Below are 13,268 nucleotides of genomic sequence, written 5' to 3' on the forward strand. Positions count from 1 at the left end.
ATTGGAGCTTCCCGAAGGAGAAACAACCTAAACTACGCAATTTTGAACTCATCAGTTCAAAAAATGTCAACACTATGAAAAACCAGCGCCGATTTGCGTGCAAGCCGCCCGGGCACTTGGCACTTTCAAAACAAAACGATAAGACAAAGCGAACCAATAGGAGAGCAGGCGTGAGCAACACCGACAGTTTCATCGAAGAAGTCACCGAAGAAGTCCGTCGTGACCGTCTGTTCGCTTTGATGCGCCGGTATGGGTGGATCGCTGTTTTGCTGGTGATTGCGATTGTTGGCGCAGCGGCTGCAAACGAAGTGCGCAAGAACAATGCGCGGGACGCGGCGCAGAAATCAGGCGATGCCATCATTGCTGCTGTGTCCTCCAGCGACACTGAGGCGCGCGTCGCCGCACTCTCTGAACTGAAGACCGATTCACCTGATGCACAGATCGTGTCTGACATGCTGCTTGCGGCGCACCAGATTGAACTGGGCGAGGGCGCTCATGCGGCCGCCACGCTCGAAGGTATTTCGACCAGCGGTTTGGAGATGCCAGAGATTTACCGCCAGATCGCAGCCTTTAAGTCTGTGCTGGCTGAGGGGCAGGACACACCTGTGGCAGAGCGCCGTCTGGCGCTTGAAACTCTCGCAGCACCGGGCGCGCCTTTGGCATTGCTCGCACGAGAGCAGCTGGCCCTGCTGACACTCGAAGAAGGCGACGCAGAGGGTGCAATCGCCCAACTTCAGGAGTTGATCCAGGACGCCGCAGTCACTGCGGGCTTGCGCAGTCGCGCATCCCAGTTGATTGTGGCACTGGGTGGTACACCGGCCCAGACCAATGGGCTGGCCCTTGGTCAGTGAACCAACAGATTTAAGACGAAAAAGGTGTGGGGGCCTGTGCAGTGACACGTAAGACTTTGATGCTGGCAGCGGTGGCCACAGCAGCGCTGCTCTCAGCCTGCGCCGAACCAGAGATTGTTCTGCCCGGAGCACGGGAAGATTTGGTGCAGCAACCTGAGGTGCCGGAAAACCAAAGCCCGGCGATCAAGTTGCCTGCGCAGGTGCAAAATGCCGAGTGGACACACCGGATCGGGTCCCCGAAATATCGCACCGCAAACGCGGCGCTTTCAGCGCAGCCCAATCTCCTTTGGTCCTCCTCCATCGGTCAGGGCGAAACGCGCAAAACCCGGATCACAGCAGACCCGGTGATTGCAGACGGGCGTATCTTCACAGTGGACGCCGAGGCCACAATCAGCGCCACATCCACGTCGGGCGAACGCCTATGGAGCCGCGATCTCACCTCTGTGCAGGATAAAACGGGTCAGGCGTCCACGGGCGGTCTCGCCTATGGCGACGGCAAAGTGTTTGTGACCACAGGATTTGGCGCGCTCACCGCGCTGGATCCCGCCACCGGCGCCGTGCTTTGGGAGCAAAAACTGCAAGCCGTCGGCAGTGGCACACCCACCGTTTATGACGGACTGGTTTATGTGGTCTCTGGGGATGCCACTGGCTGGGCCCTTGAGACCGATACCGGTCGTGTCGCATGGCAACTTCTTTCGCTGCCCAACGTTCAAAACGTGCAAAGCCCCGCAGCTCCGGCTGTGACGGATCGCCTTGTGCTCTTCCCATATGGCTCAGGTGAGCTTCAGGCAGCCTTCCGTCGGGGCGGTGTGTCCCGCTGGACTGCGGGTCTGTCAGACGTGCGCCCGGGGCGTTCGGTCAACACCGTGGGGGACATCTCAAGCGATCCGGTTGTGGTTGGCAACACCGCTTATGTGGCGAACCACTCTGGCCGTATGGCAGCCTTTGACATGGAAACTGGCCAGCGCAACTGGACAGCCGATCACGGCGCGCTCAGCCCGGTGTTCCCGGCAGGCGGCTCGCTGTTCCTGGTTTCAGAGCGCAATGTGCTCCTCCGTGTAGATGCACGTGATGGCACCCGGATCTGGGGCGTCCAGCTTCCGACTTTCGTGAAGGACAAGCCGCGCAAGCAATCCACCATGCACGTGCACTACGGCCCCATCCTGGCCGGTGGTCAGCTGGTTGTGGCCTCCTCTGATGACAAGCTGCGCTTTTACAACCCGCAGAACGGATCCCTGTCACACACTGTGGATCTGCCCGGCGGCGCAGCCACAAACCCGATTGTGGCAGGCAGCGTGCTGTATGTTGTGAACCGCAAAGGTCAATTGTACGCTTTCCGTTGACGCAATAATGGTATATCGGGGCGACTTCAGACGTTCCGGAGATCTGTCATGAGTTTCACGCTCGCCATTGTGGGCCGCCCAAATGTGGGCAAATCCACCCTGTTCAATCGCCTTGTCGGCAAAAAACTCGCGCTGGTGGATGACCAGCCGGGGGTGACGCGTGATTTGCGCGAAGGCGATGCCAAACTGGCCGATCTGCGCTTTACCGCGATTGATACCGCGGGTCTGGAAGATGCGACCGATGACAGTCTTGAAGGGCGCATGCGCCGCCTGACGGAACGTGCGGTGGATATGGCGGATATCTGTCTGTTCATGATTGATGCCCGGGCAGGGGTCACCCCCACCGATATGATCTTTGCCGAGATCCTGCGCAAACGCGCCACCCATGTGATCCTCGCTGCCAATAAAGGCGAGGGTGCGGCGGCGGATTCTGGTGTGCTTGAAGCCTATTCCCTTGGCCTTGGCGAGCCGATCCGCCTGTCCGCAGAACATGGCGAAGGTCTCAACGACCTCTACACCCAACTTATGCCGCTCGCAGATGAGTTTGCCAAACGCGCCAAAGCTCTGGATGACGAAGTCGAGACCGATGTCGACCTCGACGAAGACGAGGCGGATGAAGAGATTGATCCCGATGCGCTGCGCCCGTCTCAGATGCTCACCGAGCGTCGGCCTTTGCAGATTGCCGTCGTGGGCCGTCCGAATGCTGGTAAATCCACGCTGATCAACAAGATCATTGGCGAGGACCGCCTGCTGACCGGTCCGGAAGCCGGGATCACCCGCGACGCCATCAGCCTGCGCACCACTTGGGACGACACGCCCATGCGCATCTTTGACACCGCGGGCATGCGCAAAAAGGCCAAAGTACAGGACAAGCTGGAGAAACTCTCTGTCGGTGACGGCCTGCGCGCCGTGAAATTTGCCGAGGTTGTGGTCGTGCTTCTGGACGCTGCCATTCCGTTTGAACAGCAAGATCTGCGCATTGCCGATCTGGCCGAACGCGAAGGCCGCGCGGTGATCGTCGCGGTCAACAAATGGGACGTCGAAGAGCACAAGCAGGAGAAACTGCGCGACCTCAAAGAGGCGTTCAACCGCCTGCTGCCACAGTTGCGCGGCGCTCCGCTTATCACCGTATCGGCAAAAACCGGCCGCGGGCTGGAACGTCTGCATGACGCCATTCTGGACGCCTATGACACATGGAACCGCCGTATTCCCACCGCCGCGCTCAACCGTTGGCTCGTGGAAATGCTGCAGCAGCACCCGCCACCCGCGCCACAGGGCAAGCGCATCAAGCTGCGTTATATGACCCAAGCCAAGACCCGCCCACCGGGATTTGTGGTAATGTGCTCGCACCCAGATAAGATCCCTGAGAGCTATTCTCGTTATCTTATCAATGGCTTGCGAGAAACTTTTGATATGCCGGGTACACCCATCCGCCTCACCATGCGCGGTCAGGGCGACAAAAACCCCTATAAGGGCAAAAAGAAATCTACGCCCTCGCGTCTGCGCAAACATATCAAGGGCCGTGGCGCGTCTTACTAAGACCCTGTGTCACATTACATTGCTTCCGGGCCGCCCCAACTGGGCGGCCTTTTTGCATGGCAGCGGCTGGCGCCGTGTGCAGCGCCAAAGGGTGAGGTTTCGGTCTGGTTGAAAACCTGCGTCATCGCGCACGTTGCCGAAGGTTAATTTCGGGTTATAGTTGGGGGGCGCACGCCATTTCAGGAATGGTCGCGTATTTGACACAAACCCAGGCCATTTTTTAGGCTCAGGCGGAAATCTTATTTTATAGAGGGGTTTGCGATGGAAATTCGCGAGCGCTTAAAAGAATACACAGTCCAAGACGACCGTATTGGCGCGGTCAGTTTCTTTGCCACGTTTGCGTTCTATTTTGCGACGCTCTCACTTGCGATTGCGCATCAGGACACATGGTATCTGCTCCTCCCACTCATGGCGCTGAATGGGCTGTCAGCGGTTAGACTCTATGTTTTGCAGCATGACACGGGGCACGCCTCGCTCTTCAAAAGCCGCAAACACAATGATTGGGCAGGGGAGGCGCTGTCGGTTGTGACCTTCGCGCCCTACGCCGCGATGCGTCACAATCACAATATGCACCACTCTCACCTCGGCAACCTCGATCACCGGGACACGGGTGAAATTCACACCATGACGGTGCGCGAGTGGGAGGCCGCTGGATTTTGGGAGCGCCTGCAATACCGGCTCTACCGCAATCCCTTCATTCTGATTCCGCTGGGCAGCCTGTTCACCTATTTCATCCGCTACCGCTGGCCCAAAAACGCCCACACCATGTGGCGCTCTGTTGTGCTGCACAATTTTGTGGTGCTGGCCTACATGAGCGCAATCTATGCGCTGGCGGGTTGGAACGGGGTGCTGATCTGGTTCCTCAGCTCGCTCTTTGGCGGCATGGTTGGGGTGTTCATGGTCTACCTTCAGCACAATTTTGAAGACACCTACTGGGATCGTCGCCCAGATCTGGACCCGCGTCTGGCGGCGCTGCAAGGGTCTTCTGCACTTGATCTCGGCTGGTGGATGGATCTGGCCTCCGCCAATATTGCCTATCACGACATCCACCACTTCAACGCCCGCATCCCGCATTACAATCTGCGCCGCTGCCACCAGATGATCCGCGATGAATTTGACCTGCCCACCATCAAATGGCTCGAGGCGGTCCGCTCCTTCTCGCTCAAACTCTGGGATGAAGAGGCCGAGCGGTTGGTGCCCTTTCCCAAAGAACGCCAGACCCAGAACTCAATGACCGCCGCAGAATAGATGGCGCAAAAAAGCGGAGGGGCCAGCCCCTCTTGCCCTCTGGGCAATTCACCCCGGGATACTTCCGGCAAGAGGAAACAGGTAAAAAGAAACGGGCGCGAAAATGCGCCCGCCTTCCTCTTGCTCTAAATATCCCCGCCGGAGGCAAGGAATTTTAATGCGGCCTCTTAAGCCAGCTTACCCTCAGCGGTCAGCACGGTTTTGCCCCCCAGATAGGGCGCAAGCACCTCTGGCAGCACCACAGAGCCATCCGCCTGCTGGCCGTTCTCCAGCACCGCAATCAGGCAGCGGCCCACCGCGAGGCCAGAGCCATTCAGCGTGTGTACATATTCCGGCTTGCCACCATCCGCAGGGCGGAAGCGCGCGTTCATGCGGCGGGCCTGAAACGCCCCGGTGGTGGAGACAGAGCTGATCTCGCGATAGGTGTTCTGGCCCGGAATCCACGCCTCAATGTCAAAGGTGCGGCGCGCGCCAAAGCCCATGTCGCCGGTGCAGAGCACCACGGTGCGATATGGCACGCCGAGTTTCTCCAGCAGCCCTTCGGCGCAGCGCAGCATGCGCTTCTGCTCATCATCGCTGTTGTCTGGATGAGTGATCGAAACCATCTCGACCTTTTCAAACTGGTGCTGGCGCAGCATGCCGGAGGTGTCTTTGCCCGCGCTGCCCGCCTCGGAGCGGAAGCACAGCGTGTGCGCCGTCATACGGATCGGCAGGGCGCTTTCTTCCAGAATGTCACCGGCCACAGAATAGGTCAGCGGCACCTCAGATGTCGGCACCAGCCACCAGCCATTGGTGGTCTGATAGCTGTCTTCGCCAAATTTTGGCAGTTTATCCGTGCCGTACATGGCTTCATCGCGCACCAGCACCGGAGAGTTCACCTCGGTCAGCTCGTTTTCATCCACATGGGTGTCGATCATGAACTGCGCCAGCGCGCGGTGAATGCGGGCCACTGCGCCCTTCAGCAACACAAAGCGCGCGCCCGAAATTTTCGCGGCGGTTTCAAAATCCATCGCGGCAGAGACGCCTTTGATGTCAAAATGTTCAACCGGGGTGAAATCCAGCTCGCGCGGGGTGCCCCAGCGGTTCACCTCGACATTGTCATCCTCATCCGCACCCTCTGGCACGTCCTCAGCCGGCAGGTTGGCAATGCGCGCCAATGCGTCGGTCAGCTTGGCATCAAGCTCCTTGGCCTCATTCTGCATCGCCGCCACTTCGGATTTCTTCTCACCGACAAGCGCGCGCAGCCGTTCGAATTCGGCCTCGTCCCCTTTGGCTTTGGCGGCACCCACCTCTTTGGCGGCGGCCTTTTGCGCAGCCTGCGCAGCCTCAGCGGCGGCAATCTTGGCGCGGCGCTCTTCATCAAGGGCCAGCACGGAGGAGGACATGGCCGCATCCCCACGGCGGGTCAGGGCGGCGTCAAAAGCGGCCGGGTTCTCGCGGATCGCTTTAATGTCATGCATCTCATGTGTCCTTCGATAATATGTGATTCACAGTGACGCCTATATGCCGGAGCGGCGGCGTGAGGGGAAGCGTTGTGTTAGTCGGGGAGGTGGACGCCTTTTGACGCGGCAAAGGCGCGCCATTTGGCGTGGAACTCCTCGTAGCTCAAGTCTTTCTTTTGGGGCCAATATGGCGGAGGCGAAGTATCAGGCGGTAGCGTAACCGATCCATCTCCAAACACATCCCGCAAATGTGGCGTTATTTGTGGTACGTTGGTAAAGTCCACAAACCTCACAGAGGCCCCTAGGAGATTGGCCTCTGTGAGGTTTGATTTCTGATCGAGATTTGCGCTCATGAGTTTTGCCCCCTTCAGTTTCGCGCCCGTGAGTTTTGCCCCCTGCAGTTCCGCGTCGCTGAGGTTTGCCCCCTGCAGTTCCGAGTCCATGAGGTTTGCCCCCTTCAGTTTCGCATCGCTGAGGTCTGCCCCCTGCAGTTTCGCATCGCTGAGGTTTGCCCCCTGCAGTTTCGCATCGCTTAGGTCTGCCCCCTGCAGTTCCGCGTCGCTGAGTTTTGCCCACTGCAGTTTCGCATCGCTGAGGTTTGCCCCCTGCAGTTTCGCATCGCTGAGGTTTGCCCCCTGCAGTTTCGCATCGCTGAGTTTTGCCCCCTGCAGTTCCGCGCTCATGAGGTTTGCCCCCCGCAGTCCCGCGCTCATGAGTTTTGCCCACTGCAGTTCCGCGCTCATGAGGTTTGCCCCCTGCAGTTCCGCGTCGCTGAGGTTTGCCCACTGCAGTTCCGCGCTCATGAGTTTTGCCCCCTGCAGTTCTGCGCTGTAGAAGTTTGCCCCCTGCAGTTTCGCATCGCTGAGGTTTGCCCCCTGCAGTTTCGCATCGCTGAGGTTTGCCCCCTGCAGTTCTGCGCTGTAGAGGTTTGCCCCCTGCAGTTCCGCGCTCATGAGTTTTGCCTGTTCGAAGTTCAAGTCTCTTAGGTCCATGGACTGAAGGTTTGCGCCGCGTAGGTCGATTTCAAAGTCCTTTTTGTAGTCGGGCGCATTTACAGCCAAACGTCCCAAAACCTGTACGGCGTTTTGCATGTCAGAGCGTTGTACCTTCAGATCACCAGCCCAATCTTGGATTTTGTCGACGTTTTCTTTGTCTGGGGGCAATTTTGCCGGATAAGCTTTCGAAAGCTCGCGCACATAAACACTCAGAAGGCGCGACACTCGCACAGCCTCATGTGGCTCCTCACGCACCAACCCTTCTAGCCGATCGATGGCTGCGTTGCGGCGCGTTATGTCGTCTTCCCAGAGGGTTTCCCAAGACCGTACTCCGGTTTTCTTGGAGATTTGCCGTTGCGCATGCAAATCGGCAGCGGCCTCTGTGATCTTCGTGTTGAACAAAGCCGCTTTGGCAGTTTCTGTTTGCTGTTGTGTGAGTTTGAGTCGGATGACCGTAAAGGGCAGCGCAACTACCGCGCCCAATGTCGCTGTCAAAGCTGCCAGTTGGATCAGAGGAATGCGGTTGGTGGTGAAATCCGCAGCAAAAAACAACTGATGCACAATCATGCCAATGGTGGCGATCAGCCCGCCAAACAGGCTAAGCGCCAGCACTGCCCAGCAAACCGCCACTGCGACAAACCATTTTGTGGGCCAGCGCGTGGCACCAAGCGCATTTTGCAACCGCGCAATCGCCGTGTTTTCCTTATTGGCCCCCGATGGCAGCGCACAAAAGAGTGTCACCGCGAAAATCATCATTGTCACAAATGCTGTCAGAAACTGAAAATCCTCTGCGGTGAGGGTGATTGTCGTCATGCCTGCCTCTGCTCTTACTGCGATTTCACACTAGGGGTGCGCCAATCACACGTCCACCCGACAAACGGCAGTCATGCATCCCGCATTTCCCATCATCTCGCCTTGCAAGTGTCGCGTAAGCCCCATAGGTTCCCTGCGACTTCGCGAGGCATCGCCTCGCCTGAATTTAGAGGACATAGACACATGCAAGAACTCGGCCAGTTTCTGCCGCTCATCCTGATCTTCGCGATCATGTATTTTCTGCTCATCCGCCCGCAGCAGAAGAAAGTGAAAGAACATCAGGCCATGGTGGCCGGTGTGCGCCGGGGCGACCAGATCGTGACCCAGGGCGGGCTGATCGGCAAAATCGCCAAGGTCAAAGACGACAATGAAGTCGAAGTTGAACTGGCGGAAAACGTGAAAGTGCGTGTGGTCAAATCCACCATCGCACAGGTTCTGGCCAAGACCGAAGCGGCCAAAGCCGAATAATCCGCTTTGACCCTGCTTCGCTCCGCTATCTCAGTTGTTGCCCTCGTGCTGGCGGGGCAGGCTGTTGCTGAACAGCAATGCCAAACGAAACTGAACATTGTGGGCTGGCCAGACGGTCAATCTTTCGTTCATGGCGGCCACCAGGATCTCACCGACACGGATTTTGTCGGTGGTGATTTGTTGGTCAAGACCGAGCAGGTGGTGAGCGCAGAGGCGTCTACAGATATGTCAGGAAATCCTGCGTTGACGGTGTCAGTGACATCGGATGCCAGACGGCGTTTCAGCGAGTACACCGCCAAGAATTTGCAGATGCCGATTGGAGTGTTTCTCAATGATCAGCTCCTGTCGGCCCCGATTGTACTTTCACCAATCCAAGGTGGAACAATGATGCTCACCGGATTTCTGTCCGATGAACATGCACAACAAACAGAAGAACACCTGATGTCGGCGGCCTGTCGCGGATCAATCGGGTCATGAGGGAGTTGCAGGATGCTGCAAATTGACCTTTGGAAACGGGTCCTGATCTGGCTCACCTGCGCGGTGGGCCTGCTCTTGGCCACGCCAAATGCCTTTTATCCGAAGGTGGAGGCCCATAATGACGCGCTCGCCGCTATGGAGTTCGGCGAGCTGAATGACGAGCTGGAAGAGGCGGTCGCCGCTTGGCCTTCCTTCATGCCCAGCCGTCTGGTGAACCTCGGCCTCGATCTGCGCGGTGGCGCGCATCTTCTGGCCGAGGTCAAGGTGGCCGACGTCTACGAAAGCCGCATGAAAGCCATGTGGCCTGAGGTGCGTGATCTGCTGCGTGGCGAGCGCGCCACCATCGGCACCATCCGTCTGCAGCCGTCCCCTGTGGATGAGCTGCGCGTGAAAATCTCCAAGCCCGAAGCCATTCAGGAGGCCGCCAGCATGGTGCGCGGCCTGTCGCGCCCGGTCACTTCGATCACCGGGGCCGGGGCGTCTGACATTGTGGTGCGCACCGATGGCGACGTGATCATCGTCACGCTCTCCGATGCGGAAAAACTCGCCACCGATGAGCGCACGGTGCAGCAGGCGCTGGAAATCATCCGCCGCCGGATTGACGAGGTCGGCACACGTGAGCCGACCATTCAGCGTCAGGGCGCGGATCGTATTCTCATTCAGGTGCCCGGCATTGGCTCGGCCTCTGAGCTGAAAGACATCATCGGCACCACCGCACAGCTGACATTTAACCCGGTTGTGGGCCGTGTCTCTGATCCCGACGCCCCCGCAGGTGTCGGCAACGAAGTGCTGCCATCGCTGGATGAAGAGGGCGTCTACTACATCGTGGAAAGCGCCCCTGTGGTGACCGGCGAAGAGCTGGTTGATGCACAGCCAAGCTTTGACCAAAACAACCGCCCGGCTGTGTCCTTCCGCTTCAACCCAACTGGCGCGCGCAAATTTGGCAACTACACCGCTGACAACATTGGCAGCCCGTTTGCCATTGTGCTTGATAACGAAGTCATTTCCGCGCCGGTCATTCAGGCCCATATCGCGGGGGGCTCCGGCATCATCACCGGCCGTTTCACTGTTGAGGAAAGCACCAACCTCGCCGTACTGCTGCGCGCAGGCGCCCTGCCTGCGGGGCTTGAGTTCCTTGAAGAGCGCACCATCGGCCCAGAGCTTGGTCAAGACAGCATCGAGGCAGGCCGTATCGCCTGTATCGTCGCCTTTGTCGCCGTGCTGGTCTTTATGTTCCTCAGCTACGGCACCTTTGGTCTCTTTGCCAATATCGCGCTGATCATCAACGTGGGCCTGATCTTTGGTCTGTTGAGCCTGATTGGCGCAACACTGACCCTGCCGGGGATCGCCGGGATCGTGCTGACCATCGGTATGGCAGTGGATGCCAACGTGCTGGTGTTTGAACGCATCCGCGAAGAGCTGAAATCGGCCAAAGGCCCGGCTCGCGCCATCGAGCTTGGCTATGAAAAGGCCCTTTCGGCCATTCTGGACGCCAACATCACCACATTCATCACCGCCGTGATCCTCTTTGCCGTGGGCTCCGGCCCGGTGCGCGGCTTTGCCATCACGCTGGGGCTTGGCATTCTCACCTCCGTCTTCACCGCGATCTTTGTGACCCGTGTGATGATCGTGATGTGGTTTGAACGCCGCCGTCCCAAGACAATCGAGGTATAAGCCATGCGTTTGAGACTGGTTCCCCAAGAAACCAAATGGGATTTCTTCTCGCGTCCCACCCTGTGGCTGGGCATCTCCAGCGCGCTGATGGTGGCGGCTCTTGTCAGCTTCTTCATTCAGGGGCTGAACTTCGGCATCGACTTCCGCGGTGGCACAACCATCCGCACCGAGAGCGCGCAGCCGGTGGTCGTTGGCGATTACCGCGAAGCGCTGGTGCCGCTGGAGCTGGGCGACATTTCCATCACCGAAGTGTTTGATCCCACCTTTGAGGCGGATCAGCATGTGACGATGATCCGCATTCAGGCCCAGGAAGGCGAAGAGGCGGTGACATCTGATGTGATTTCACGCGTTCAGCATGCACTTGGGGCCGTGACCGACAGCCGAATGATTGTTGAGGTTCAGGCTCGAGTGGGTGATGGCGTGGCTCTTGAGAGTGCTTTGAACGCGCTCGGAGAAGGTATGGAAGTGCTTGATGAGGGCGTATTCGCTTGGCCTTCCTCAACTTCTTTTGACTTTAAAGAGCAGGTCGAAGCCACGGCCAAGTCGGTCGCATCGGTATCTTCTCTTGAAGTCTCCTATGAAAACATCCGGTTCCCGTCTGTCGAATCCGTTGGCCCGAAGGTCTCCGGTGAGCTGATCAAGACCGCCGCAATCGCTGTGCTCCTGGCGATTGGCGCGGTTCTGGTCTACATCTGGCTGCGCTTTGAATGGCAATTCGCCCTTGGCGCAGTGGCGGCGCTTGTGCACGATGTTGTGCTCACCATCGGGGTGTTCTCTGAGCTTCAGATCCGGTTTGACCTCGCCATCATCGCGGCGCTTCTGACCATCGTGGGCTACTCGCTCAACGACACCGTGGTTGTGTTTGACCGTGTTCGTGAGAACCTGCGCAAGTACAAGAAGATGGAGTTGAAGGATGTGCTCAACATCTCCATCAACGAGACCCTGAGCCGCACGATGATGACCTCTGTCACCACATTGCTCGCTCTGATCTCGCTCTTTGTGCTGGGCGGTGATGTGATCCGTGGCTTTGTCTTTGCCATGATCTGGGGTGTGATTGTCGGGACATACAGCTCGATCTTCATCGCCTCTGCTGTGCTGCTGAAGCTCGGCGTAAAGCGGGACTGGTCCAAGCCAGACAACACCGCTGGCAATCAATTCGCCAATATTGATGCCTGATTTTCTGACCCAGGCCCTCGCTCTTGACGGGTTGGCCTGGGTCGCCGCAGCGGCATTTATTGCAGGCTGCGTACGCGGATTTGCCGGATTTGGCACCGCGATGATTTACCTTCCCATTGCCGCACAAATCATGCCGCCCGTTTGGGCGATCACCACTTTGGCGAGCATGGATATCATTGCCCCCTCCGTGCATATCCCGGCGGCGTTGCGCAACGGCCATCGCCGCGATCTGTTGCGGCTCATGATCGGTGTTGTCGCACTTCTGCCAGTGGGGCTTTGGCTGCTGGCGCGCACGGAACCTGATGTCTACCGCTATCTGGTTTCCATCCTGTCGCTCTTGATGCTGGTCGTGTTGCTCGGCGGCTTTCGCTATCGCGGTTCCGTGACGCCGCCGATGGTCTATGGCATCGGTGGGGCCGGGGGGCTTCTGGGAGGCGCGGCTGGGCTGCCGGGGCCGCCTGTGATCCTCTTCTATATGGCCAGCCGCCATGGCCCCGCTGTGATCCGTGCCAACACCAGCGCGTATCTGTTCTTCTATGACATTCTGCTGCTGGTCATTTTACTTTGCCTCAGCCGGTTTGAGATGGCGCCTTTTGTGCTCGGCATCCTATTGTCCGTTCCGGCGATGGCGGGCAACCTGCTTGGGGGCTGGCTGTTTGATCCGCGCCATGAGAAACTCTATCGCATCGTGGCCTATGTGATCATCGCGGCTGCGGCGCTTTCGGGATTGCCGATCTTGAACGCAGGCGGGACGCACTAGCAGGAGATGACCATGCAGATGACCGAAGTGACCTATACCGACGCCATTCCAATCGACAGCTACGGCCCCGGCTTTTTCCGCATTGGCGGAGAGGTGATCGAAGGCGGTGCTGTGATCCACGCCAAAGGCGCGCGCAGCTGGTCCGGCTATGACGACCCAGCCGCAGTGCTGGCGCTGGGTGATGACATCGATTTCATTCTGATGGGCACAGGTGCGGCCATGGCCCCGGTGCCCGCCAGTTTTCGGGAGTCGCTGGAGGCCGCTGGGATAGGGGTGGAGCCGATGGCCTCAGCCTCTGCCTGCCGCACCTACAATGTGCTGGTGAACGAGGGGCGGCGGGTCGCAGCTGTACTTCTGCCTGTCTAAACGCGTTGCGCAACGCACGCTCTGTTCAGACTTGGCCGATGTGCAAAAAACCGCAAAATTGCACCTACGCGATACAGCCGCAATACCGACGCGATACCGACACCCCGTGTTTTGCC

General features: G+C 58.5%; 12 protein-coding genes. 10 read left to right on the forward strand and 2 right to left on the reverse strand.

Features of this window, described 5'->3' with window-relative positions:
• Nucleotides 1-170 precede the first annotated feature (170 nt).
• From J7413_RS00155 to J7413_RS00170, 4 genes are all read left to right on the forward strand, one after another.
• Complete coding sequence (locus J7413_RS00155; protein WP_209095309.1) at nt 171-851, forward strand: hypothetical protein; 681 nt, start codon at nt 171-173, stop codon at nt 849-851.
• A gap of 41 nt (nt 852-892) precedes the next feature.
• On the forward strand, nt 893-2,194 hold the full coding sequence (locus J7413_RS00160; protein WP_348538700.1) for a PQQ-binding-like beta-propeller repeat protein: 1,302 nt from the start codon (nt 893-895) through the stop codon (nt 2,192-2,194).
• Between the two features lie 48 nt (nt 2,195-2,242).
• Nucleotides 2,243-3,733 carry a ribosome biogenesis GTPase Der gene (gene der / locus J7413_RS00165; protein WP_209095311.1) on the forward strand — a complete coding sequence of 497 codons (1,491 nt, stop codon included), beginning with the start codon at nt 2,243-2,245 and terminating at the stop codon, nt 3,731-3,733.
• 261 nt (nt 3,734-3,994) lie between these two features.
• On the forward strand, nt 3,995-4,981 hold the full coding sequence (locus J7413_RS00170; protein ID WP_209095313.1) for a fatty acid desaturase: 987 nt from the start codon (nt 3,995-3,997) through the stop codon (nt 4,979-4,981).
• A gap of 167 nt (nt 4,982-5,148) precedes the next feature.
• On the opposite strand, the gene serS is transcribed toward J7413_RS00170, so the two are convergent.
• Complete coding sequence (gene serS / locus J7413_RS00175) at nt 5,149-6,441, reverse strand: serine--tRNA ligase (protein ID WP_209095316.1); 1,293 nt, start codon at nt 6,439-6,441, stop codon at nt 5,149-5,151.
• A 77-nt stretch (nt 6,442-6,518) separates the two neighbouring features.
• Nucleotides 6,519-8,231, reverse strand: coding sequence for a pentapeptide repeat-containing protein (locus J7413_RS00180; RefSeq protein WP_209095324.1), 1,713 nt, complete (start codon nt 8,229-8,231; stop codon nt 6,519-6,521).
• 183 nt (nt 8,232-8,414) lie between these two features.
• Between J7413_RS00180 and yajC the strand changes: the two genes are divergently transcribed.
• The 6 genes from yajC to J7413_RS00210 are packed head-to-tail and all read left to right on the forward strand — an operon-like array spanning nt 8,415 to nt 13,152.
• Entirely contained in the window at nt 8,415-8,699 is a 285-nt protein-coding gene (gene yajC / locus J7413_RS00185) for a preprotein translocase subunit YajC (protein ID WP_209095326.1), read from the forward strand.
• Between the two features lie 45 nt (nt 8,700-8,744).
• On the forward strand, nt 8,745-9,176 hold the full coding sequence (locus J7413_RS00190) for a hypothetical protein (RefSeq protein ID WP_209095328.1): 432 nt from the start codon (nt 8,745-8,747) through the stop codon (nt 9,174-9,176).
• Between the two features lie 12 nt (nt 9,177-9,188).
• Nucleotides 9,189-10,850, forward strand: a complete 1,662-nt coding sequence (secD, locus tag J7413_RS00195; protein WP_209095330.1) for a protein translocase subunit SecD — start codon at nt 9,189-9,191, stop codon at nt 10,848-10,850.
• Nucleotides 10,851-10,853: 3 nt separating this feature from the next.
• Entirely contained in the window at nt 10,854-12,026 is a 1,173-nt protein-coding gene (gene secF, locus J7413_RS00200) for a protein translocase subunit SecF (protein WP_209095331.1), read from the forward strand.
• A complete protein-coding gene (locus J7413_RS00205) occupies nt 12,019-12,786 on the forward strand; it encodes a TSUP family transporter (RefSeq protein ID WP_209095332.1) in 768 nt (255 codons plus the stop codon). Before secF ends, J7413_RS00205 begins: the two co-directional genes overlap by 8 nt.
• A 12-nt stretch (nt 12,787-12,798) precedes the next feature.
• Nucleotides 12,799-13,152, forward strand: coding sequence for an Mth938-like domain-containing protein (locus J7413_RS00210; protein ID WP_209095333.1), 354 nt, complete (start codon nt 12,799-12,801; stop codon nt 13,150-13,152).
• The last annotated feature ends 116 nt before the right edge of the window (nt 13,153-13,268 follow it).

Source organism: Shimia sp. R10_1 (assembly GCF_017744095.1).
GTDB lineage: Bacteria > Pseudomonadota > Alphaproteobacteria > Rhodobacterales > Rhodobacteraceae > Shimia.